Source organism: Paenibacillus guangzhouensis (assembly GCF_009363075.1).
In the GTDB taxonomy this organism is placed as follows: Bacteria; Bacillota; Bacilli; order Paenibacillales; family Paenibacillaceae; genus Paenibacillus_K; species Paenibacillus_K guangzhouensis.
In genome coordinates, this window is sequence record NZ_CP045293.1 from 5,954,695 (window position 1) to 5,979,361 (window position 24,667).

The 24,667-nt window shown below is 50.4% G+C and carries 19 protein-coding genes; 10 read left to right on the forward strand and 9 right to left on the reverse strand.

All coding sequences use genetic code 11. From position 1 onward, the window contains the following. Window positions 1-4 precede the first annotated feature (4 nt). Window positions 5-1,672, forward strand: a complete 1,668-nt coding sequence (locus GCU39_RS26850) for a glutamine--tRNA ligase/YqeY domain fusion protein (protein ID WP_407671605.1) — start codon at window positions 5-7, stop codon at window positions 1,670-1,672. Between the two features lie 166 nt (window positions 1,673-1,838). Here GCU39_RS26850 and GCU39_RS26855 read toward each other — a convergent pair whose 3' ends face one another. Then, window positions 1,839-5,681: a polysaccharide lyase family 8 super-sandwich domain-containing protein gene (locus GCU39_RS26855; RefSeq protein ID WP_193726646.1), complete on the reverse strand. Its 3,843-nt coding sequence runs from the start codon at window positions 5,679-5,681 to the stop codon at window positions 1,839-1,841. A 318-nt stretch (window positions 5,682-5,999) separates the two neighbouring features. Between GCU39_RS26855 and GCU39_RS26860 the strand changes: the two genes are divergently transcribed. Further along, window positions 6,000-6,983 (forward strand): alpha/beta hydrolase, encoded by a 984-nt coding sequence (locus GCU39_RS26860; protein WP_227793353.1) that lies wholly within the window; start codon window positions 6,000-6,002, stop codon window positions 6,981-6,983. 119 nt (window positions 6,984-7,102) lie between these two features. Here GCU39_RS26860 and GCU39_RS26865 read toward each other — a convergent pair whose 3' ends face one another. Beyond that, window positions 7,103-8,074, reverse strand: coding sequence for a carbohydrate deacetylase (locus GCU39_RS26865; protein ID WP_193726647.1), 972 nt, complete (start codon window positions 8,072-8,074; stop codon window positions 7,103-7,105). Window positions 8,075-8,248: 174 nt separating this feature from the next. Between GCU39_RS26865 and GCU39_RS26870 the strand changes: the two genes are divergently transcribed. Beyond that, entirely contained in the window at window positions 8,249-9,394 is a 1,146-nt protein-coding gene (locus tag GCU39_RS26870; RefSeq protein WP_227793668.1) for an amino acid deaminase/aldolase, read from the forward strand. Beyond that, window positions 9,382-10,737: a D-arabinono-1,4-lactone oxidase gene (locus GCU39_RS26875; protein ID WP_152396275.1), complete on the forward strand. Its 1,356-nt coding sequence runs from the start codon at window positions 9,382-9,384 to the stop codon at window positions 10,735-10,737. The genes GCU39_RS26870 and GCU39_RS26875 overlap by 13 nt, the downstream gene beginning before the upstream one ends. A 56-nt stretch (window positions 10,738-10,793) precedes the next feature. Here GCU39_RS26875 and ytxJ read toward each other — a convergent pair whose 3' ends face one another. Beyond that, complete coding sequence (gene ytxJ / locus GCU39_RS26880; RefSeq protein WP_152396276.1) at window positions 10,794-11,132, reverse strand: bacillithiol system redox-active protein YtxJ; 339 nt, start codon at window positions 11,130-11,132, stop codon at window positions 10,794-10,796. 177 nt (window positions 11,133-11,309) lie between these two features. On the opposite strand from ytxJ, the gene GCU39_RS26885 reads away from it, so the two are divergent. Together GCU39_RS26885 and GCU39_RS26890 are read left to right on the forward strand one after the other, a co-directional pair. Then, window positions 11,310-12,845 carry an aldehyde dehydrogenase family protein gene (locus GCU39_RS26885; protein ID WP_152396277.1) on the forward strand — a complete coding sequence of 512 codons (1,536 nt, stop codon included), beginning with the start codon at window positions 11,310-11,312 and terminating at the stop codon, window positions 12,843-12,845. Between the two features lie 165 nt (window positions 12,846-13,010). Beyond that, complete coding sequence (locus GCU39_RS26890; protein WP_152396278.1) at window positions 13,011-14,414, forward strand: L-cystine transporter; 1,404 nt, start codon at window positions 13,011-13,013, stop codon at window positions 14,412-14,414. 58 nt (window positions 14,415-14,472) lie between these two features. Here the strand turns inward: GCU39_RS26890 and GCU39_RS26895 are convergent, their stop codons facing one another. Both GCU39_RS26895 and GCU39_RS26900 read right to left on the reverse strand, forming a co-directional pair. After that, a complete protein-coding gene (locus tag GCU39_RS26895; protein WP_227793354.1) occupies window positions 14,473-15,633 on the reverse strand; it encodes a response regulator in 1,161 nt (386 codons plus the stop codon). After that, window positions 15,623-18,724, reverse strand: a complete 3,102-nt coding sequence (locus GCU39_RS26900) for a sensor histidine kinase (RefSeq protein ID WP_227793355.1) — start codon at window positions 18,722-18,724, stop codon at window positions 15,623-15,625. Before GCU39_RS26900 ends, GCU39_RS26895 begins: the two co-directional genes overlap by 11 nt. A 156-nt stretch (window positions 18,725-18,880) precedes the next feature. Between GCU39_RS26900 and GCU39_RS26905 the strand changes: the two genes are divergently transcribed. Beyond that, the gene (locus tag GCU39_RS26905; protein ID WP_152396280.1) at window positions 18,881-19,786 is read left to right on the forward strand and encodes an HD-GYP domain-containing protein; all 906 of its coding nucleotides are present in this window, start codon (window positions 18,881-18,883) and stop codon (window positions 19,784-19,786) included. Here the strand turns inward: GCU39_RS26905 and GCU39_RS26910 are convergent. The 4 genes from GCU39_RS26910 to GCU39_RS26925 form a co-directional block, all read right to left on the reverse strand. Continuing rightward, on the reverse strand, window positions 19,770-20,471 hold the full coding sequence (locus GCU39_RS26910; RefSeq protein ID WP_152396281.1) for a M50 family metallopeptidase: 702 nt from the start codon (window positions 20,469-20,471) through the stop codon (window positions 19,770-19,772). The genes GCU39_RS26905 and GCU39_RS26910 overlap by 17 nt on opposite strands. A gap of 78 nt (window positions 20,472-20,549) precedes the next feature. Next, window positions 20,550-20,864, reverse strand: a complete 315-nt coding sequence (locus GCU39_RS26915) for a DMT family transporter (protein WP_152396282.1) — start codon at window positions 20,862-20,864, stop codon at window positions 20,550-20,552. After that, window positions 20,864-21,196 carry a DMT family transporter gene (locus GCU39_RS26920; protein WP_152396283.1) on the reverse strand — a complete coding sequence of 111 codons (333 nt, stop codon included), beginning with the start codon at window positions 21,194-21,196 and terminating at the stop codon, window positions 20,864-20,866. The genes GCU39_RS26915 and GCU39_RS26920 overlap by 1 nt, the downstream gene beginning before the upstream one ends. Window positions 21,197-21,219: 23 nt before the next feature. Next, the gene (locus tag GCU39_RS26925; RefSeq protein ID WP_152396284.1) at window positions 21,220-21,801 is read right to left on the reverse strand and encodes a TetR/AcrR family transcriptional regulator; all 582 of its coding nucleotides are present in this window, start codon (window positions 21,799-21,801) and stop codon (window positions 21,220-21,222) included. Between the two features lie 161 nt (window positions 21,802-21,962). Here GCU39_RS26925 and GCU39_RS26930 point away from each other — a divergent pair, with 161 nt between their 5' ends. The 3 genes from GCU39_RS26930 (at window position 21,963) to sdaAB (ending at window position 24,652) form a co-directional block, all read left to right on the forward strand. Next, a complete protein-coding gene (locus GCU39_RS26930) occupies window positions 21,963-22,295 on the forward strand; it encodes a nitrous oxide-stimulated promoter family protein (RefSeq protein WP_152396285.1) in 333 nt (110 codons plus the stop codon). A 76-nt stretch (window positions 22,296-22,371) separates the two neighbouring features. Further along, window positions 22,372-23,886: a cardiolipin synthase gene (cls, locus tag GCU39_RS26935; protein ID WP_152396286.1), complete on the forward strand. Its 1,515-nt coding sequence runs from the start codon at window positions 22,372-22,374 to the stop codon at window positions 23,884-23,886. A 103-nt stretch (window positions 23,887-23,989) separates the two neighbouring features. Then, window positions 23,990-24,652 carry an L-serine ammonia-lyase, iron-sulfur-dependent subunit beta gene (sdaAB, locus tag GCU39_RS26940; RefSeq protein WP_152396287.1) on the forward strand — a complete coding sequence of 221 codons (663 nt, stop codon included), beginning with the start codon at window positions 23,990-23,992 and terminating at the stop codon, window positions 24,650-24,652. Window positions 24,653-24,667: the final 15 nt, after the last annotated feature.

Genomic DNA, 24,667 nt, shown 5'->3' on the forward strand with positions numbered 1-24,667 from the left:
CAGGATGGAGAACGATAACAAGTCAACATCATCGAATAATTTTATTAAAAATATAGTGAGTGATGATCTGCAGAGCGGCCGCGTCCAAGAGATCATTACCCGTTTTCCTCCGGAACCGAACGGTTATCTGCACATTGGACATGCGAAGTCGATCTGTCTGAACTTCGAACTTGCGGATGAGTATAAAGGGAAGACTAATCTGCGTTTTGATGACACGAACCCGGTCAAAGAAGATACGGAATACGTTGAAGCGATCAAGGAAGACGTGAAATGGCTCGGATTCGATTGGGATGGATTGTTCTTCGCATCGGATTATTTCGATGAGATGTATAATCGTGCGGTATTGCTCATTAAGAAAGGGAAAGCTTTCGTCTGCGATCTGACACCGGAGCAAATGCGTGAGTACCGCGGTACGCTTACTGAGCCGGGTAAAGACAGCCCTTATCGTACGCGTTCCGTTGAAGAAAACTTAGATTTATTCACACGTATGCGTAACGGCGAGTTCGCGAATGGTGAGAAAGTATTGCGCGCCAAAATCGATATGAGCTCTCCGAATATCAACCTGCGTGACCCTATTATTTATCGAATCTCACACACAGAGCATCACAATACAGGCGATAAATGGTGCATCTATCCGATGTACGCTTATGCGCATCCGCTCGAGGATGCGATTGAAGGTGTAACGCACTCGATTTGTACTTTGGAGTTCGAAGATCAACGTCCATTGTACGATTGGGTCGTAGCGGAATGCGAGATGGAGCATGTTCCGCATCAATATGAGTTCGCACGTCTGAACTTAACGAATACGATTATGAGTAAACGGTATTTGAAGCAGCTGGTGGACGAAGGGCATGTTGTCGGATGGGACGACCCTCGGATGCCGACGATCTCCGGTCTTCGCCGCCGCGGCTATACGCCGGAGTCCATTCGTGAGTTCTGCCGCAGCATCGGCGTCGCAAGAAGCAACGCGGAAGTCGATTCGAGACAGCTCGACTTCTTCATCCGTGAGGACTTGAAGTTGAAGGCGCCTCGTACGATGGCCGTCGTTAGACCGCTCAAGGTTGTCATCACGAACTATCCTGAGGGCCAAGTAGAGATGCTGGAAGCGGAAAATAACGTGGAAAATCCAGAAATGGGCAACCGTCAAATTCCGTTCTCTCGTGAAATTTATATTGAACAAGATGACTTCATGGAGGTTCCTCCTGCGAAATATCATCGTCTATATCCTGGGAACGAAGTGCGCTTGAAGCATGCTTATTTCATCACTTGCAACGAAGTGGTGAAGGATGCCGAAGGCAACGTGGTCGAACTGCATTGTACGTACGATCCGGAGACGAAGAGCGGCAGCGGATTTACAGGCCGCAAAGTCAAAGGGACGATTCACTGGGTCGAAGCGACGCAAGCCCGACCAGCGGAATTCCGCCTCTATGAGCCTTTGATGCTGCCGGAAGAAGAGCGCACAGGCGAGACATTCATCGAGAATCTGAATCCGGGATCCGTGGAGACGGTTCAAGGATTCGTCGAAGCAAATATGTCGGAAGCCAAAGGGCAAGATAAATTCCAATTTTTCCGTCACGGCTATTTCAATGTGGATCCGAAGGATTCGACGGCTGACAAAATCGTATTTAACTTGATTGTGTCGCTGAAGAGCTCGTTCGATGTGAAAAAGTAAAAGAAAGCGGAAGTGAAGGCAGCTGCGAGTGCAGCTGCCTTTCTTTTTGGTATGCACGTGTCCTCATCTAGACCCCAGCCGATCGTCAAACATATCCCAAAACTACACGTATCATCCTTGCAGACAAAAAAACCTGTGCTCCGCAGAGCACAGGCTGTATGCTGCATTACATCAGTATTTTAGAAGCGACCTCGGCAAGATCCTTGATGTCAATCACACCGTCTCCGTTCAGATCAGCTTGCTTCACTTGCGCCCAGTCCGGGCTGCCGGCATGCTTGCCGTAGTTCGCAGCGACGATGGCCAGATCTCCAATGGTCACTTTCTGGTCATGGTTCAAATCCCCCGGCATACCTGGTTTGACGGCACGCACAAGGACACTCACTTCCGTGTTCTCCACCGTTCGCTCCGTACCCTCTTGATCTCCTAGAATCGCGCTCGTAACCGATATGACGCCGGTCTTCTGCGTGGTCAGGTCCTTCGCGCGGAACGTCAGTCCGATGATCTGCTCGTCGCCGTAGACGGCGTTCGTCACGCCTTGGCTCGCGATAATCATCCGCAGCTGCCCTGTTGATTGTTTTACTGGCTTAATCAGCGAGATACCAGGGAGTAAGGAAGCGGCGTCGCGGAATTCCATCGCTTGATCGTCGTACGTAATCGTAATATCCTGTGCGACGGCAGCTTCCGTCACGTGATTCAGGCCAAACGAGATGGTAAACTCCTCGCCAGCCTCCACGGCATCTTGATCGCTTATAAGTGAGGTTGAGGTGGATTCCACAGGCGCAGCAGCGGTAATCTCCATCACAGGACGGTAGACGGCATTTCCGTTCTCTTTGGAGGCATAACTAACATCCCCGTTCGAACCGTAGTTCATCTTGGATTGAATCAGCAATGCCAGCTTCTTATCCCCCGTTAACGCAGCATTCACGAGCGCAGTCACATTGAGCTGAGCAGCGACGCCAGCGCTTGGTGCTGTCCAACTCGCGACAATCTCTCCACCAGCAGGCTTGTTGTTCCATGTTAGAGTCGATTCCTTCCAGTTGTGGTCGCTGACAAGCAGGGCTTGATGCGTCATATCCGCGACGCGCGTGCCAAGAGACGTCAACGAGAGATTCGCCTCCTGCACGGGGCCGACAACAGAAGACAGATCGAACATGATGTACGACTGACGTGAATACCCTGTACCGTCTTGCTTCACGATCAAGCTTCCATCCGTACCGTAGTTGGAGCTCGCATAAGTGCCATCCCGTACAAAGGCATCGGCCACTGGCGATAGCGAAGCCGACCAGGTTGGTTGTGTGGAGAGCTCGTTGGATGCCGGGCTCTCCCCGGATGCGTTGATGGCCGATACGGCGAAATAATATGTCTTGCCGTTCGTCAGACCTGTGACGGTATACGTATTCTCCGCCCCCACCGAAGTGACGTCGATAGTCTGTGTGTACATGCCAGGTTTTGTACCGTATTTGACCCGGTACCCGGCAGCGCCGCTGACGCCCGTCCATTGCAATTCCACTTGGGACATGCTGCCTTTCGCTTCGTTCAAGACGGGTGCAGCGGGAAGCGTAGTCGCACCGAGATTCAGTACGGCCGACAACGACCTGCCGAAAGCGCCAGCCGTGTTCACCGTTAATTTAATCGTTGGCTGCAGTTGGGTAATTTGGATTCTTGGATCGAGAGATACAACGCTGGCAGCAGGCTTATGAATCTCCAATTGAATGGAGCCTGTATTCGCCTTCGTTGGATCGGAAATTCCGATATGGAGCTGACCATCTTTCACTTGGGTCGTGACGGATGCCTTCTTGTCACTTGTCAGCAAGGGTTGACCGTTCCGAGAGATCGTCTTCACGGCATCATTCCAGAAATTCGCGCCGGTCGCATGCAGTTTCGTATCCATTACCGCTTGCGCCTCGGTCGAATTTTCGATCACTTCCATGCTAGGAGCAGTCGCATAACTTGCTGTTGCAGCAGCACTCTTACCGGGTAGAAGGACATAAGCGTAAGAGGCATTGGTCGGTGCCTTGCCATGGTTAAAGGCCAAGCTAACATACGAATCCGTTACGGGATCAGCCGTATTATCGGTATTCACTTGCTTCCAATTCGCTGTTCTCGTCTCCCGCATTCCCTGGATTGTCGGAGTGCCTGGGAAGTAATAGCCAATGTCTGAACCGGATACAGAACCTGCCAGGTGTGCCCAGGAGACGTTATTCATGCTCTCTGACCAGCCGGCAGAAGCTGGCTTGACCGTGCCATTGACCGTCAATGGATTATCCCCGTTCGCATTCAGCTTCCGATTCTCGACGATCGTCTCGACTTGGCGTGTATCGGTGCTCGTCAGGCCAGAGCCGAGCGCTGCGATTTGATCTCCGAATAGGAACCATGATTTCTTCCCTTGCAGAGGCGAACCGGTATTCTGGGCATTGCTGAATTGCATGCCTGCCGTCCCCAATGATCCGTCAACAGAAGAGCCGCCGACCCAGTTGTAAGGATTCGCGTAATTCTTCCATTGCACCGGCGTTCCGCTGCCTGACCCATCTGTCGTCGTGCCTGGCAGACGATACATATCGGCCGTCGCCCAATAGTTACCGCTGAATTGCTCGATATCGCTATTGTAGAGGCTCGTCATGCCTAGCCCCGTGAACCAGCCCTTCAGATTCTCGCCATTCCCGAATTCGAAGGAAGAGATGCGAGGCGAGAACATGCTAATGCCGAAGCTGAAGTCCTCACGGGAATGGACAATACGGTCCATGCCAGGGAACTGATAGTGTCCGATGAGCTCTCCACGTCTTGGAATCGCGGTGTCATTCATCAGCTTCTTGCCGAGTATCATCTCGAAGATGCCTGCCCCGACGAAGTAGTTATCGAAAGAGGTGTCAGAGGCAATCCACTCTTTGACCATCCGTTTCAGCTGTATCGCTTGATCTGGCGGAGCCCCTTCGGCTAACCGAAGAATGGCTAACACGATGCCTCTGCCTGTTGTATGATCACTGCTCTTCTGCCGCGAAATGCCGCGCCCTCGCACATTGTCCATGATCGCGCCCTTGTAGATCAGCGGCTCATAACCTTCCTTGACCCAGCGGAACACATTGTCTGCATTCGGGTCTGTAATTCGCCAAGTTGTATCCTTGAGCAAATAGAATAGGTCGGCAATCCGGCCCATCAAGACGGCGCCATAGCCGCCTGTATACGCCACATAGGTGTGCTGGACAAAAGAGCCGTCTTCATAGAACCCGTCGCCGCTCTGCACATACAAAAATGCGGGCTTCATCGAATCCCGGCCCTGTGTGATTTTGTCGCCCGACTTGCCGATGATGCCGCGTAGGGTCACTACAAAGGCCTTGTCCAGCAGGTTCGCTCCGGTCTCGGTCACGCCGCTGATGGTGCGCTTGCTGGGGTTTGGTACGAATCGGTCGATAGCTCGTATGTAATTATCAATCTGGGCCTGGGTTAAATGGTCATACATGAGGACGAGCAAATCGTTCACCAGCTGCGGGGTGCCTATCTCCCAATCCCACCAGTTGTTGTATTCGCTCTTGCTCTCGTGGTACCGGTTCGTATAAGCCCAGTCCAACGCGCGAACAAGATCGGCCTTCAGCGCCTCATTATGATATAAGGAAGATCCGATTGTGTTATATACAATCGCCATCTTTTTCAGTCGCGTAAAATGCGAAGAAACCTGACTTGAATCCGTGGTACTCTGCAAATCACTCCACAAATAAGTCCGGTTCATCGATTTATTCATCGTGTCCCATAGCCCTGTGCCTTCGCTATTGGATACCCCGATGTCTTTCTCTTGAATATTAGCGGCAATGTCGGGGTCATTCACGTCATAGTCGGTCCCGCCTGTCAAATAGACGAACCATTTCATTCGAATCGAATCAAATTCGTCCAAGGCGGATGCCGCTTGTGCTGGGGTGAAGGGGAGCAGCAGTGTCAATGCCAATAGCCCCGCAAGCATCTTCTGTACTTGTGTGCGGTTAGATCTGAGATCGGGTGTTTCATGATTTCGACGCATGGATAGCCTCCTTAGATCATTCATGAATTCCTTACCAACAGACGTTCAAGTACTGCGATCTTCCTTGCAGCGATTCACCTCCCCCTAGAAAGAGTTACGCAGAAGCATAGCCCACGACCTCTTCGATGGCTATGTAAAATTCATATCATTTTGTGAACGATTTTGACCCCTTTTTGGCAGCTAGTTGATGAATAGGCCAACGGAAAAAAGGAAAGATTAATTCCAGTTCTTCCATGAAAACGAAGAAGAAGCACTTTGATGGTATCGTTGTGAGTTCTTTGGATGAGATCCAGGAAATAAGATGGTAAAATAGAAGGTATGAACGAATTGAAGGAAGATGAGATGATGATGGGCATTCGTGTGATCGTTGCGGCAGTGATTGCAGCAGCCCTTTTATTTACGGGAGTTGGCAATTATTTCTACAATTTCGCTATACGTCGCAGTAAGAAGGAATTCCTGGAGAAGAATACAGATTTAGCGGATCTTCCGGGCAAACCGTGGAAGGACCGTTCGGAATGGATGGAGGCACAGTCTTACGAGACGCTTCATATGACATCGAAAGATGGCATTCAGTTGACAGGTTATTACCTGGCCGCGCCGGAGCCGACGAACAATCTCGTGATTCTGGTTCACGGCTACACAGGCAAAGGCAAGGATATGGCATGCTTCGCTGAACTCTACCGCGAACAGTTCGGATACCATGTACTCATGCCGGATCTGAGAGGCCATGGCGAGAGCGGCGGGAATTACATCGGGTTTGGCTGGCATGACCGGCGTGACGTCCTGCGATGGATTGATCTGATGCTGGAGCGGCATGGCTCGCAGGTGAAAATCGTGCTGCACGGCGTCTCGATGGGAGGCGGAACCGTGCTGATGACGAGCGGTGAATCGTTGCCTGATCAGGTAAAATGCATCGTATCTGATTGTGCCTACAGCTCCGTTAAAGATATTCTTTCCTATCAACTGAAGCAAATGTTCAAGCTGCCTGCGTTCCCGTTGATCCATGTAACCAGCCTAATCTGTAAGCTGAGAGCGAACTATTTCTTCGGTGAAGCGTCCGCGATAGACCAAGTGAAGAAGACAAAGAAGCCTGTCCTATTCATTCATGGGGGGAAAGACGACTTCGTCCCGACCTTCATGATCTACCCGCTCTATGCGGCATGCAACAGCGAGAAACGGATGTTCCTGGTGCCTGATGCGGGACATGGGAATGCGTATTGGACGGATGTGGAAGGTTATACGGAGCAGGTACAGGCATTTGTTCGCAAGTATGTGCAACTTCAAGGCCCGATGAACGCTTAGTCTAGTCTATTGCCAGCTCTCCATCGGTCGACAATAAAATAGAACCGTTACCAATCTCGTGAAAACAGTTGGTGGCGGTTCTATTTGCTATATATCGGTTAAGGTAGACGCTGCCTAGATTAATAGACTCGTCGGGAACGCCGCCGTTTCTTCCTCTTGGTGCGTGCTTTGAAACGTCGCGCCTTCTTGCGAATCAAGCGAGCCCCCGTGCGCGAAGAGCGGCGTTTGGGGTGGACAGTGGCGTGGGTTAGGATACTATTCTGTTCCGGTAGAGGATCTGGCAGGAGCTCGGGCACTGGCTCGGACGTTGGATCCGGCTCTGGTGGCGGCATATGGAATGTGGGAGGATCAGGCAATTGTCCATAGTGGATAAGGTGTAGACCGTAGGCACGAATAACGGTTCCGATATCTCGGTGCGTGAGGTGAGCGAGTTCCGCTTCACGCTCGCCAATCATGGTGCTGTGCTTCTGCAAATCTTCATCAACGTAGCCTGGGTGGCACATGATCTCCGTCGTTCCATCTTGAATCCACTGTATATGACGGATAAGGCGCATGACGCTATCCGGTTCGTGAAATTTGTCGCGGATGAGTGTGTCTGTCGTTTTGACCGGTACCGGCGGTGTGACCCGCTCATGTCTCAAATCGAACCGAACGGGAACCAGTTCACGAAATGCCAGCTTAGCAATCGCATGGTAGACGGGAAGGAAATCCATATGGATGTGCATATGCGAATCAATATGTGTAGGACTGAGGCCCTTACGCTGCATGAGCTCCCACTGGGCATGAAGCTCTCGTTCCACGTCTTCTTCATGCCATTGGTGACTCTGATTGTGGAAAGAACCATATATATTCACAAGTGAGGGAATTCGAAATGGCGGAGAGATCGGCTTGCCATCCGATAGGTTGAAATGGAGGCCTACACCGAGCCGGGGGTTACGTTTGGCCAGCGCGACGGCATCCTTCAATCCGGGTTTGTTCACGATGAGGGATGTACTTGTGACAATACCGGCCTGATGGGCATCGATTATTCCGCGGTTTACGCCTTGTGAAAGTCCAAAATCGTCTGCGTTAATAATGACATATTTGGTCATGAATAAGCCTCCCATTAGCAGACTTTTTATGGAAATAAAATCCTGTAAAATAAAGGGTTATCTCTCTGTTGTTAGAATATTTATTAATACATGAAATTGTGCATCTATCCGGTAAAGGAGACGAAAGATTTGCGTGATTATCATTACTACAAAAAAGCTTGTGCGGGATTGCCGATGCCATTTGCTTTCGTGGATCTCGATTTATTACAGGAAAATATACAGCGCATCCTCGTGCGGTCCAATGGCAAGAACATTCGAGTTGCGAGCAAATCGATCCGTTCTGTCGATGTGCTCCGGCGCATTTTCGCTGCGAATGTGCAGTTCCAAGGCGTGATGTGCTTCACGGTGCCCGAAGCCATCTATCTTGCGCAGCAAGGCTTCACCGACTTGCTGCTGGGTTATCCTGCGGCGGACCCGCGCCTGCTGGAGTCCGTCGCCATGCATCAGCGTGAAGGGCGCAGCATCACGCTGATGGTCGACTGCGAGGCGCATGTCGAGCAGGCGGAAGCGGCAGCAGCGAAGTACGGCGTACGGCTGCCGCTCTGCGTGGACATCGATATGTCGATCGATGTCCCGGGGCTGCACTTCGGCGTATGGCGCTCGCCAATACGCCGGGCGATTGATGCGCTCAGCCTCGCCCAGCGCATCGCAGGCTCGAAGCACGTCGTGCTCGACGGGCTTATGGGCTACGAAGCGCAGGTGGCTGGCGTGGGCGACCACGTGCCGGGCCAAGCGCTCAAGAACGCGATCGTGCGGCGGCTGAAGCGCCGCTCGATCCGCGAAGCTGCTGCCCGGCGGGCGGAGCTGGTCTCGGCGATCGAACGCCTCGATCTCCCGCCGCTGCGGTTCGTCAATGCAGGCGGCACAGGCAGCCTGCATACGAGCAGCATGGAGCCGGCCGTCACCGAAGTCACGGCTGGCTCCGGGTTCTATGCGCCCGGTCTGTTCGATCACTACCGGGACTTCACCCTCTTCCCCGCCGCAGGGTTCGCGATCGAGATCGTACGCCAGCCGCGTGACGATCTCTACACCTGCTTGGGCGGCGGGTACACCGCTTCGGGCGCGGCAGGCAGCGATAAGCTGCCGCGGCCGTATTTGCCGCAAGGCGCGAGGCTCCTTGCGATGGAAGGCGCCGGTGAAGTCCAGACGCCGATCCGGTACAACGGACCGGAGGAGCTGGAGATCGGCGACCCGATCTTCATGCGCCACAGCAAGGCAGGTGAACTCTGCGAACGATTTACGCAGCTCTACTATATTTCAAACGGCAGTATTGTTGGCGAAGCCACGACATATCGGGGGGACGGTCAATGTTTTCTGTAGATTTGAAGACGCGTAATACAAGGGTATGGCGGAACTGGTCAGGTCTCGTGCGCAGTGTGCCGCAGAGTATCGTATCTCCGTCAAGCGTGGAAGAAGTGGTCGCTGTCGTTAGAGCATGCGCGGCGGAAGGCAGGAAGGTGCGCGTCGTTGGCTCAGGGCATTCGTTCACGAAGCTGGTTCAGACCGATGACGTGCTGGTCTCGCTAGATCGGATGCAAGGCGTCATCGCCGTAGATCAGGCTCGGGGCATTGCCGAGGTCTGGGGCGGCACGAAGCTGGATCGTCTCGGTGAAGAGCTGCATGCCCATGGGGTCGCACAGGAGAATCTTGGCGATATTAATGCCCAATCCATTGCGGGAGCGATTAGTACGGGTACGCATGGGACGGGAGAGCGACTAGGAAGCATAGCGACCCAAGCGGTTAGTATAACCGTCGTGACAGCGGCGGGGGAGATTCTTGAGTGTACACCGGAGCAGCACGAGGAGTTGTTTCGTGCGATGCAGGTGTCGCTCGGGATGTTCGGCATCATTGTGAAGCTGAAGCTGCGCGTTATTCCATCGTATGCGCTTCGTTATCGGAGCAGCAAAATGTCTTTCTCGGCCTGCTTGAACCAGCTGGATCAGTTCAAACGCGAGAATCGCCATTTCGAGTTCTACTGGTTCCCGTATACGGATGTGGCCCAAGTGAAGCTGACGAACATGACGGACGAAGTTCCCGGAACGCCAAGCCGGTGGAGCTATTGGAAAGTAATGCTGATGGAGAATGCGTTGTTTTGGGTTCTATCCGAATGCTGCCGCTTCATTCCCCGCCTATGTAAGCCGATAAGTCGATTATCTGCTGCGGGGGTACCGAATGTGCAGGAAGTGGGTTACAGCCACCGTATTTTCGCGACGCCAAGGCTTGTGCGATTCAATGAAATGGAATATAGCATCCCTGCGGATCGCATGAAGCTGGTACTAGAGGAAATACGCGATGCTGTAGATCAGCACCGATATGCTGTTCATTTTCCGATCGAATGCCGATATGTACGAGGAGATGATTTGTGGCTAAGTCCGGCGAACGGTCGTGACTCCGCATATATTGCAGTACATATGTACCGAGGGATGGCGTATACAGCCTATTTTGCAAAAGTTGAGGAGATTTGCAGACGGCATGGCGGAAGACCGCACTGGGGCAAGATGCATACGATGCAGGCGGAGCAGTTCCGTGCCGTGTATCCGAAGTGGGAAGCCTTCATGGCATTGCGTGCGCAGCTTGATCCCGAAGGCATGTTCTTGAATCCTTATTTGGCGGAGATGATTGCGCAGCAAGATCGCGTGAAGGAAGCGGCGGCATTGTCTTAGGGTGATGGCATACAAAAGCCCCGAATCCGTCATGGATTCGGGGCTTTGCGAAGAAATTAGTCAAGCACAGCTGTAATATGTTCTTTGGTTACGGACCAGTGCGAGGTCGTCCAATATTTTTCTTTGTTTTTGATGAAAATAACTTGAGGGGATTCGTGCTTCACCCCTAAGTCTTCGGCGATTTGATTCGATACCGGACGGCTCTCGATCACTTTGACAAGGGTATAGTCCACGTCTTGGTTCGGCTGGCCTGCGATATATTCGTCGAACTCCCGCAGCGCATTCGCGCTTACTGGACAGGTGGTGCTGTGCTTAATAATGAGCTGACCGCGCTCGGCGGAGCGTTGCAATACATCATTCCATTCGCTCTCTGTCGTGATTTCTTTCCAGTTCATAGGGACACATCCTCTCAGGGTTTTAAATCATGTAACTGATTCTATCACAGGTTTGCCTCGATCATCAAATGCACATTTACTTGATGCGATGAAGCCGAGTTTTCCATGTAAATATCTATATCTTTACCCGCAAATGCTATAAGATATTTAATAACAATTTATTCAAGGGGGATGGCGATGCGCGCGTTAAAAGCAATGAACCCAGCTACAGGTGAGGAAGGAGAAATAATACAGACGATTGAGCCTTATCAAGTGGAAGAAGTTATGGAGGCGGCTTGGGATGCTTTTGAGGACTGGAGCAGCAAATCGGTCCAAGAACGCGTGTCCATCTTGCGTACCCTCCGCATTTATATATCCGATCATGCCGATGAGATTGCACAGTCAGTGTCTTGGAGCACGGGCAAACCGAAGCTCGAAGCGCTGACGAATGAAGTGCTTGTCCTCCTGGATTGGATTCATCATACGGAACGAACAGCGGTTAAGGAGCTGAAGACCCGCAAGGTCAAGACGCCGATCACGTTGATTGGCAAACGATCCTATATTGCGTATGAGCCGCGAGGGGTCGTGCTCGTGATTTCCCCATGGAACTATCCGTTCTATCTTGCGATGGTGCCTGTCCTCAGTGCACTGATGGCTGGAAACGCGGTCATCATTAAGCCTTCGGAAGTGACGCCGGCGATCGGCCAACTGATGGAGCGGATTTTCACGGCGATCGGCTTCCCTAAGGGGCTTATTCAAGTGGTTCAAGGCGACGGCGCGATCGGTGCGGCGCTGGTGGCAGCGAGTCCGAACTATGTCTTCTTCACGGGCTCGGTTGCGACAGGCAAGAAGATTCAAGTCGAAGCGGCCAAACGGCTCATTCCGACGACACTGGAGCTCGGCGGCAAAGATCCGATGATTGTCTTCGAAGATGCCCATCTGGAGCGTACGGTACGCGGTGCCGTATGGGGATCGCTTGCGAATAGCGGACAGGTCTGCATGTCCATTGAGCGGATTTATGTCGAACGGCCCATCTATGATAAGTTCATCGCGCGGCTCAAACGGGAGCTCGAATCCTTGAAGCAAAACGAGCGCGAAGATACGGACCTTGGATCCATGACGTTTGCGAAGCAGATCGACATTGTGCGCGGGCAGATTGATGATGCGCTCGAGCAAGGGGCTGTGGTTGAATTCGGCGAACGACCTGTCGAATGGAAGATGAAGAAGTCGATGCATCTTCGTCCCATCGTGCTTACGCATGTCCGTCATAGTATGCGCGTGATGCAGGAGGAGACATTCGGCCCTGTACTCTGTATTATGCCCTTCGATACGGAAGAGGAAGTCATTGAGCTTGCGAACAGTACGACCTATGGGCTGAACGCAAGTGTCTGGACGAACAATCTGGAGCGGGGAAAGCGTGTTGCCAAAGCGCTTCATTCGGGTGCGGTCTGCATCAACGATGTCAATGTCAGCGTAGCCAATCCCAATTTACCATTTGGCGGCGTCAAAGATAGCGGTATTGGACGCTCGCACGGCTCGCTGGGACTCCAAATGTTCTGTCATGAAAAGTCGATCATCGAGGATCCAGGCCGGAATAAGGGAGAGCTGCATTGGTATCCCTATGTGGGCAAATACCCGCTGTTCCTGCGGTTGATTCAAGGATTATACGGGCGGAACCGAAATTATGTGCAGTTCATTCGCGCATTTTTAAGTCTAGCGAAGAAATCGAGATAATATACTAGAAGACGAACGGTATCGTTCGTCTTTTTTTAATCCCAAAAATTTATTGTTAATTCATACTTTACAGGTCGGAATTATTATGATAGATTAATCTCATCAAATAACAAATCACCGGATTGATTCATTAGATTAAAGGAAAATAAGGGGAGGATGTTCGACATGGAAGTGTTGTCAACCATCGTGAATGTTGTTGTTCTACTCGCACTAATAGGTATACTCTTGTACATGCAGAAGAAGCATGTCAGTTTCTCGAAACGGGTATTTACGGCTCTTGGACTCGGAATTCTGTTCGGGGTGTCACTTCAGTTGATCTTCGGAAGATCGTCGGATGTCATCAAAGATTCTGTAGATTGGTTTAGCCTTGTAGGTAACGGTTATGTGAAGTTACTGCAGATGGTTGCGATTCCACTAATCATGGTATCGATCATCTCTGCGATCATTAAAGTCAAAGCGAAGAGCGGTGTAGGGAAGCTTAGTACATTAATTATTGGATTACTACTATTCACAACAGCTATTTCTGCTGCAGTTGGTATTTCGGCGGCACTCGGCTTTAACTTGAAAACTGTGAACATTGAGCAAGGGGAGAAGGAACAGAAGCGCGGCGAATACTTGAACGGCAAACTCGCTGACGTGGAAGATAAGACGATTCCTCAACAAGTCTTGGACGTCATTCCATCCAACCCATTCGATGATATGACTGGCTCGCGTCCAACATCGACGATTGCGGTCGTAATCTTCGCAGCATTCATCGGAATTGCAGTTCGCGGCATCGCGAAGAAGAAACCGGCGGAAGCGGAATTGTTCACGAAGTTCGTGGAAGCTGTCTATGCCGTAGTTATGCGCATTGTAACACTTGTATTACGACTAACGCCTTACGGTATCCTTGCCTTGATTGCCAAGGTCACGGCGACGACAAACTATGCTGAAATTGCTAAGCTCGGTCAATTCGTCATCGCATCGTATGTCGCACTGATCGTGATGTTCATCATTCACTTGATTATCATCGCGGTGAATGGATTGAACCCTGTCACTTATGTACGTAAAGCATTGCCTGTATTATCCTTCGCGTTCACATCCCGTACCAGTGCCGGCGCATTGCCGCTCAACGTGGATACGCAAGTGAAGAAGCTGGGCGTGTCGGAAGGCATCGCGAACTTCTCAGCCTCCTTTGGCCTATCCATTGGGCAGAATGGTTGCGCAGGGATCTACCCAGCGATGCTCGCGATTATGATTGCTCCGACGGTTGGTATTGATCCATTCAGCTTCAGCTTTATTGCAACCTTGATCGCAGTCGTAACGATCAGCTCCTTCGGAGTAGCTGGCGTGGGCGGTGGTGCAACTTTCGCAGCGATCATCGTATTGTCGACCATGAACTTGCCAGTTGCTCTAGCGGGTCTTCTGATCTCGGTTGAGCCATTGATCGACATGGGCCGCACAGCACTGAACGTTAGTGGTTCGATGACAGCAGGACTTGTCACTAGTAAAGTCACGAAAGATCTGGACGTGAACGTCTATAACACGCCAAGCCGTGCTGAAGATGTTGACGGCGGCGTACCAGCTTAATATACCCATCAAAAAAAGGCAGAGATCCATGTAACGGATCTCTGCCTTTGATTTTTGTTCACACCGTAAAATGCAGCTTGCCCCAGTTCATGATTTCTTCCGGGAGATCCATGCCCATCTCGGCAGTGTATTGACGTTTGTATTCCGCGTATTTTTTCTCCATTTGATCTTTACGGTCACTTGCGAGATACACTTGCAGAAGGTATAAATTCATTTCTTCATCGAGCGGGTAGATGCTAAGAAACTGATTGAATCGTTGATCGGCCATCTTCCAGTTCTGCTTGTCTACGTCGTACTGGATAAGGCTGCGCATTGCGGCGAGATATTGCTGTCTGAACTTTTCTTCTAATGCCGTTTTCCAGAGATACTCTTTGCGGTCCAACAGCGGCCCTTGATAAAGCGTACATCGCTGTTCCGTCTTCGAAAGGTCTGTCACCGCTTTTTGCTGCAGTGCCTCATGGTCACGTTTGAATTCGAGCAGATCATAGGTCAGCTGCTGAGTTTGCAGCAGATAACCTTCATTGATTTTAATAATCTCAAGTGGAATCTCCTGCTCTTTCAGGAGCTTTTTCAGACGGTACAACGTATTGTGCAGATTATGCAGCACCCGTTCCTCATCAAGTTCGGGCCACAATAATTCAACCAGATGCCATTTACTAACCTCGCTATTCGGGTGGCAGAGGAAGTAGGCGAAGAGCTCCTCCGTCTTGCGCGTGGGGAAGCGTACGAGCTCCCCGCGTGGATTTCGAACTTCCAGCCCGCCGAAACATCGGATGATAACCGCCTTATTCACTGGCGCAGCTGGAGGTATGACGGCAATTCGCTGCTTATGTAATCGATTCGTTACACGCTCGATCGCGCTTTTCGTCACAGGTTTTAAGATATAATCCGTCGCCTGGACTTGGAAGGCATCTAGGGCATAATCTTTATAGGCTGTCGTGAAGATGATCTGCGTATGCTCCGAAACTTCATTGATCATGTGCGCCAGCTCAAGGCCGTTCATCCGCGGCATCTCAACGTCCAGAAATGCAACATCGGGCTTAAGGGCTAAGATGTTGTCGAGCGCTTCCAACGGATTGCTGTATGCACCAACGATTGAATAGTGAGGGTTCTGGCCAACAACATGTTTCATTAATTCAAGAATGGGCTTTTCGTCTTCAACGATAATGGTCTTGAACATGGTATTCCCCTCCATTATGCTGCGTCCCTCATAGCTCATCGTGAGATTCCTCCTGCTTCATTGGCAAATACATGGTGACTTGCGTTCCGCTGCCAAGCTCGGAATGAATCGATAGGGAGGAGCCTGGAATCGAAGCGATTCGTCTCTTAATATTGTGAAGGCCAATACCGCCATTACGCCCATTGCCTGCCTGTAGATAATACAGCCGATCGTCGGCGATCCCCGTACCGTCATCTTCAACTGTAATTTTAATATACTGATCGCCTTCGGAGATCTTTAAGGTCACGTGACCGTATCCCTCTTTCTCGAATAGACCATGGCGAATTGCATTCTCCACTAACGGCTGGATGCATAATGACGGGATTTCCACATCAAGCAAGGCATCGTCTACATATGCAATATAATCGAACCGTTCCCCAAAACGAGCTTTTTCGATTTCGACATAGGCATCGATTAGTTCGAGCTCCCGATGAAGAGGGACGAATAGCCGGGTCCGGTCCATGTCCAGAATGTAACGCAAGTACTGGCTCAGCATCGATAACAAATCTGCAGCTTTTTCCCCGTCTGTGTAGCAGAAGGAGATGACACTGCTCAGCGCATTATACAGAAAATGCGGCTTAATCTGGGCTTGATGGAAAGCGAGTTCATTCTGAATGGCTTCCCGAATCGCTTTTTTCATCGAAATTAAATTCTGTACCCGCGCCATTAAAGTCTCTGTCTCGAACGGTTTGGTAATGAAATCATTCGCTCCTGCGCGCAGGCCGAGCGCAATTTCTTTGGTTGAATCTTTGGCGGTGGCGAACAGAATAGGAAGGTCTAGGATCGAATATTGTGCCCGAACGAGCTGACTGAGCTCGATACCGGATACCTTCGGCATCATCATATCGATAATGGCGAGGTCAATCTGTGAGCTGCTGCTTAATTTGAGCATCGCCTCATCGGCCGAGAACGCAGTAATGACGTTATACTGGTTGCGATTCAGAATACTGCGCAAGGTGTGGATATTCTCGACTTCATCGTCGACAATGAGCACGGTATGCTCATATTGATTCATAATATCTAACGGCTCGTTGTCTATCTCTTCACGGCTCGCGGCTGTCTGCTTCCAGTTCGTCCCCTCTTGCAGAAGGAAGTGCTCCACGGCTGGCAGCGTAAAGGTGAATCGGCTCCCCATATCAAGCAAGGACCATTCCACGTAAATCTCTCCATCCATAAGCTCGACCAACTTCCGGCTAATATAGAGCCCTAACCCTTCATGCGTATATTCCTCCTGGGTCAAGAAAGCATCCAGCTGGCCATAATCGTTGAAAATCGTCTCATGCCGCTCAACCGGGATGCCTGTTCCGGTATCCTCCACGCTGATCAGGACAGCCGAATCTGTCTGTAACGCCTGAATTTTGATGTAGCCCGCATCGGTATGCTTGATCGCATTCTGAACGAGATTGTATAGAATTTGACGTAAACGATTCTCATCTGCCATGACCCAGATATCAGCATCCACATCGTTGATAAATTGGACCGGTTTCCCATGAAGTTCGAATTGCAGCACTTCGAGCACAATCTGAGCGACGACTTTCAGATCGACAGCCGTAGGGTAGAGACGAAGCTCTCCATGATTGAGACGGGTGACATCAATGAGATCTTGAATCAGCATCGACAGCTTAAGCGAGGTATCCTTGATCAGCCATAGGTTCTGCTTCTGCCTGCTGGTCAGCATCTTCTCCTCGTCATCCAGCAGATGAGAGGTAATATTCATAATGCCGTGAAGTGGCGTTTTGAGCTCATGGGACGTATGCGTTAGAAATTCATCCTTTAAGCGGTTCGAGAGTTTCAGTTGATGCGTGAGCACTTCCGTCTTCTCGTACGCATTCGTGAACCGCAAAGCGAGCAGGATGTTCATGAAGATAATGAACCCGAGAATGCCGAGAAAACCGAATAATTCGCTTCGCACCTGATATTCGGCGTAGAGTACGCTGAATACGAGATAGATGCCTAAGGAGAGCACGGAACCGATGAATAGAATCAATTCTTTACGGTCTGCATCCGCCTGTTCCTTGCGAAGGAAGAGATAGACCATTCGACCGAATAAGAATAATGTGACGACAGCTAAATACTGGAATCCGTACACCTTCATATCGATAAAGACCGGATAAGGCAAGATCAGAACCGCAAGCAGATAAGCGATTAGCGGTGAGATCAAGAGCAGCAGCCTTCGTCTGGACATCAGCTTCGGTTCAATGGAGAAGAAGAAGATGTTGATCAGAATCGGCCCCAGGAATTCACTGAACTCCAGCGTCTTGTAGGCGAACATAAACGGCAACTCAGGCAGAAAGCGGAGTGCGATCTTCTCTCCGAGCAGAAGGTGAGTAACAAGCAGATTTAGTAGATACATACCGCTGTAGAGATAAGGCTTCTCCTTGCGGCGCAAGAGATAGAAGCTGATATGGTAGATGCCGAACATCCCTAAGACGAGAATCGTCCCCAAGCTGGACCCGAGCTGTATCCCGCTCAGCGTATTGATATCCTCATAACGCCCGAATTGAATCGCATTGACGATCCCGCCATTGACGAATACGAAGTTCGCTGTCTGGATGACGATATCGATCTTCGGACCTTTTGCATTAAAATAGGCGGTGTACGGTGTATTTCCCGGCGTGTGCCGCTCAGCTTCGCTTGCCGGGTCACCGCTCTCTCCGAGGAGTCTGCCATTCAGGTAAAGACGATGCGACATGCGAATGTTGTTCACCTTGATCCCGTATATCCGTTCCTCGCCCGGCACGAGAATCTCCAGATGATAGGTCCCGAATCCTTTCTTGCTCATCTGGTTGGGGGCCGGGTCACCGGACCAGCTCTGGGGCACGGGCAAGTCGATGGAGGCTGCTTCGGGGCTGCGGTAGCCGCCCAAAGCTTCCGGATCTAGCAATCGATCTTTGTAGAACGTCCAATTTCCGTTAAGACTAATGACACCTTCCTTATCGAAATCCCATTTCGTGAGATCTAATAGACCATGTTCCGCTTTAGGCGCGTTAGCAGGAGTTAGACTAAGTGAATACACCCCAGCAAACAAGGCGATCGATAGAACAAATATAAATAAAATGCCGACAAGCGGACTAAAATGACTTTTTCGCAAACGTATCTCCCCATCCAATTGACTACCATCCCATTCATTGTATCATTCCATACTCACGAAATTCTCACAAGATCGATAATGGCGATAATGGTTTTGTGAGAAATTTGAGAGATAGCGTTGGTAGAGTAGAAGGTAAACAGGGAAGGAGGGACTCGTATGATGCGACATACACATCTAACAATGGAATCGATATCTGCGTTCGCTGGCGATCCAGACCATGTATGGGCTAAACGGATTGATGCGAGTGTGGCCGTGATGAAGGATATGACCGGATGGATGCTCCCGACGAAGAAGATCCCGCTGTTCGACATGCGGAAGCATTTCTTGCCTATGCTCCTGGAAGCAGCAGAAACGACGAATATCGCTAGCCTGCTCGCAGCGCTTCAATCCAAAGATGATTATCTATATCGGCACCCGATCGGAGTAGGCATAATCACTGCCGTCATCGGGAAGTGGATGGGTATGAACGAGGCGGAGTTGACGCCGCTAGCAATGGCAGCTCTGCTGCATGATATAGGGAAGCTTCGGATTCCAGAGGAGATTCTGAATAAACCGGGGAAACTGACGAATGAAGAGAGGTTGCTGATGCGGAAACATACGATTTTCGGCTATAAAATGCTGATTGAGACCGTCGGAATGAACCATCGACAAATGCTCGTCGCGCTTCAGCATCATGAACGGCAGGATGGCAGTGGTTATCCGTTCGGCATTGGTGCGGTCAAAATCGATATCTACAGCCGGATTGTCGCGATTGCAGACATTTTCCACGCTGTATTGTCCCACCGTATCTATCAGCGCGCGCATTCTTTTCATGCGTGTCTTCAGCAATTGAAGTTGAATGCCTTCGGGACGCTGGATCCGCAAATCTTGGGCATCTTCGTCCATAAGCTGATGCAGTCGCTGATCGGGAATCAAGCGGTCTTGTCCGATGGGCGCGTCGCAACGATCGTGATGATGAATCCGATCGATCCGTTCTATCCGCTCGTTCAGATCGATCGGGATTTCATCGATTTAAGCAAAGGCATGAAGCCAAAGATCAAACAAATTATTGCGTCCTCATAATTTTCCGGGGTTGGGAGGGCTTGCGGAATTCTCTCATAAATTGTCCCAATGCATATCGTGCACAAGCTATTGCGACAATCGCGAACAATAAAGCCCAGACGACGGCAGGGATATAAGTTGCCTCCCACAGATTCGCGGCATCCCCCGCATACCCGGGCGAAGTGACTGCCGTGAACACCAGATATACCGGGGCAAAGACGGATTCGACCAAGCAAATAAATGCAATGAGAACGAAATAGAGTTCACGTACGAGCAACCAAGGAATCCACAACATGAAGAGGTTGATCGCGAGGAATCCGATCGCCCAGAAGACACCGAAGCCGTTGCGAATGAAGAAAATTAAATTGATCAATGTGATGACGCTTAGCAGAATTAATCCTGCACGTGCTTTGTCGCGCGCATACAGGGCGAACAGGAGCGCCGTGAACAACGATGCCGTGATGTACCCAGCGAGTGAGATCGGAATGAATCTCCACGAGTCCCACACTTCGGAATAGGTAACGCCGCTGTGATCATTGAATAAATGAATATAGAGCACTTTGCCCGACAACACCAAGGTGACGAGCGCGTGCCCAAATTCATGGATCATCGTGTCTACATTACGGAAATACGAATTAAAAGGAATGATATACGTTAAGATCGCAGCGATGACGATGAAGATGATTGTTGTTCCCCATTTACCCATTTGGCTCGCACACCTCATTTACAGATTACGGAATCTATCGCTTATAGCATAGAGGATGCCAGCCAGGTTTGCAAACGATTAGGTTAACAACTTCAGGCCGACCGCGGAGCAGAGGACCATCGAGATGAATAGAATTCGGCGCCACTCTTTGGACTCACCGTAGAAGAACATTCCGAGCAGTGCGCCGCCTGCTGTGCCGATGCCGGTCCATACCGCATATGCCGTCCCCATGGAGATCGTACGCATCGAGAAGGACAAGAAGCCGAAGCTGCACGCGAAGGTGATCGCCAAGAGCAAGTACGAGACGAGTTTGCCGTCGCGATTGATCTTATTGATCGCCATGACGCCGGCCACCTCACAGAATCCCGCAACAATTAGAGATAACCAAGCCATTACGCCTCAGCCTCCTTTGGTTTGGTAATGGATTTGAGACCGACGACGCCTGCAACGAGCAAGGCAATCAGCAGGATCTTGACCAAGTTGAAAGGTTCTCCGAAAAATAACATTTCCGCGATAACCGCTCCGGCCGTCCCCAGCCCCGTAAATACGGCGTAGACCGTCCCCAGTGGCAGCGCTTTGGATGCCCGCATGAAGACCGTAAAACAAATTGCAATTACAATAATGGTGCCAAGCCACTCGTACCAGGTCGATGCATGCTTCAGTCCGGATACCCAGACCACTTCAAGCATGGATGCGATCAGCACCATGAGCCAATGCTTATTCATGATTGATTCCCCCATCTGTTGTTCTAAGTTGAAGATATTCCTCTCCAGAAAACCTTCCACGACGCTTTAAGGCGGCGGTTGTATCGCTCTTGTCCGCTGTACAGCAATTCGATTTGCAGCCCATCCGACAGGCATAAGAAGGCGGATGCTGCATGGTCCGCTCCAATGCCGCGCAGCTCCCCCAGATCACAGGATGATTGGATTGTCTGGACAAGTGCCTGTTCCCATTGATCGAGATGGGCATAGATCTTCTTCGAAACCTGATCGCACAGATTTTTCGGCGGAATGAATGAGACGCGCAGCAGGAATTTCGCGGCTTCGCTCTGTTCATACCGCTTAAGCTGATAAGCTAAGACGCCATACAGCCGCTCTTCTAATGAGTCTTGCTGATGATCATGCATGTATTGGATCAGTGCTTGATATTCTTCATGAAGCACCTCATCCAAGACATGCAGGAACAAGTCTTCTTTTCCTTTAAAATGCGCATATATCGAAGGCTTCTTAATGCCGACATCTTCTGCGATCTGCGAGAGTGACGCTCCGCTGTATCCATGGATAGCGAAATGTTCTAGCGCGACCTGTTGAATACGAGCTGCTGTGGACATGAACGACGTACCTCCTTATTTTGTCTACCTACCGTTCGTTAGGCACTATGCAATATATCACACGAAATGTTCGAATGTCAACGGCCTGATTGACAGAAATCACTGCCGAGCTTAGGGGTCTCAAGGTAGATTGAGAACGATAGAACACGGAAGGAGCGTGAATGAGCTTGGCGAATACAGGCCCGCGCATTCAACAAGAGAAAACGACGGTAGAACAAATGATTCGAATCGCATGTCGAGGTAGACATCATCAGAAGGAAATGCTGTGCGATTCATGCCAGCAGCTGCTTCAATACGCGCATACACGGCTTGACTACTGCCGCTTCGGTGAGCAGAAGAGCACCTGCGGCGCATGTCCCATTCATTGTTACAAGCCGGCCATGCGCGAGGAGATTCGTGTCGTGATGCGATATGCAGGTCCGCGTATGCTGCTGCATCACCCCGCGGATTTCATTCGACATGCGATTCATGGGATGAGGCGAAAACGGAAGTAGTGTTCTCTTTCCTCGGCCTACAGCATGGGGTATAGTATTATTGCAATGGAACAACCTCATGGAAAGAGGAATTGAGATGAATCGCATATTGAAATTGCTCATTTTCATCCTCGTATGCGTGATGTTCGTATATTCGAGCATTGGTCTATTCGGCTATACCGTACCTGCTGTAGTCAGTATTTCCACCTCGCTTACGGTGATATTTATTGGACTTATTATTTTTATGGAGAATCGGCATCCTTCGAGCACGATGGCATGGATTTTGCTGCTAGCATTATTGCCGGTGGTTGGGTTTGTTTTTTTCCTGATCTTTGGTCAGACGTACCGGAGCAAACGGCGCAAATACTTGGAGAAAGGGATGCGTGATCAGGAGGCCTATCAGCATTACAAGCAGCAAATTCTTCGCAATGAAGAGGAAATTAAGGATTATTGCGAGGATCAGCAGAAGATGTTCCGCCTATCCTTGAAGCTCGCCAAAAGCACAATTTCATTCTCAGGCAGCAGTACGGAGGTACTGACCAATGGGAAGAAAACATTTGATGCGTTAATTCGGGAACTAGAGCTCGCTCAGCATCACATCCATATGGAGTATTACATTTATCGAAATGACCACATCGGTACGCAGATTAAAGACATCCTTGTGCAGAAGGCGAGAGCTGGCGTCGAGGTGCGCTTCCTCTACGATGCGGTTGGGAGTTATCAGCTGCCGTCTTCGTTCCTCCAAGAGATGCGAAATGCAGGGATTGAAGTGATGTCCTTCATGCCGGTCAAGTTCCCTACGTTCTCGAATAAGCTGAACTATCGTAATCATCGTAAAATTGTTGTGATTGACGGCAATGTCGGATTTATGGGCGGATTGAACGTCGGAGACGAGTATTTGAGCCGCAGCAAGACGTACGGATTCTGGCGGGATACGCATATGATAATTAAGGGGGAAGCGGTTCGAACTCTTCAGATTATCTTCATGCAGGACTGGCAGTATATGACCGGGAAATCGTTCCTGCTGCCGGAATATTTCACTCCTGCTAGCGTGGAGAGCACGCCGGGTGCGGTGCAAATTATTCCGAGCGGACCAGATAATGAATGGACGACGATGAAAAGTCTGTTCTTCTCCATGATCACATCGGCGAAGGAGTCGATTTGGATTGCGACACCTTATTTTATACCGGATGAAGATATATTAAGCGCTCTTCGGATCGCTGCGCTGTCCGGCATCGAAGTTCGTATTCTTTTCCCAGCCAAACCAGATAAATGGTTGCCGTTCCTCGCATCCCATTCGTATTTCAGCGGATTGATCGATGCGGGCGTTGAGATTTACGAATATGAACGCGGTTTCTTGCATTCCAAGCTGATGATTATTGATGGCGAGACGGCATCGATTGGTACGGCGAACATGGATATGCGCAGCTTCCATTTGAATTTCGAGGTGAATGCGCTATTGGTGCGTACCGCAAGTGTGCAGAGAATGGTGCAGGATTTCGAACGGGACATGACGTTTGCCAGCCGGATTGATTCGGAGAAGTTCGCGAGTAAGAAGGTGGTTGTTCGGTTCTTGGAATCGGCAGCAAGGCTGTTCTCTCCGTTGCTATAAGTTAACAGGGGTATCGCGGGCAGATTGAGTTTATTTTAACTATAAGTAAGAATTCAAAAAGTTGATTTTTTGAATTTCCGAACGGAAGAAGGAGTGAGCGGGGATGAAGTATAACAGTGTATTTGACATTATTGGGCCGATCATGGTGGGTCCGTCGAGTTCCCATACCGCAGGTGCTGCAATCATTGGCCGGCTGGCTCGGAGTGTGTTCGGGCGGGAACCGAAGCGGGCGGATATTCATTTGTATGGTTCTTTTGCAGAGACGTACCGCGGACATGCGACAGATGTGGCGATTGTTGGGGGATTGCTTGATTTTGATACCAATGATGAGCGGATTCCTAATTCACTGCAATTGGCGAAGGAAGCGGGACTTATTGTGGAGTTCCATAAAGAAGAAGCGGTGCCGGAGCATCCGAACACGACGAAGATTCGTCTCGAAGATGAGCGGGGATCCCTCGAAGTAATTGGGGTTTCGATCGGGGGCGGCAAAGTAGAAATTACGGAACTGAATGGCTTCAAGCTGCGGTTGAACGGGATGTATCCAGCGATTCTGGTGCTTCATAATGATCGATATGGGGTTATTTCCGGGGTAACGAACATCCTGACACACCATCATGTGAACATTGGGCATATGGAAGTGTCGCGGAAGGAAAAAGGACAGATGGCACTGATGGTCATTGAGGTAGATCAGAATCTAGAGGATGCAATTCTGGATGAGATTCGGAAGCTCGATCATGTAACACAAGTGACGCGGATGAGTCCTTAACAAATTAGAGGCTAG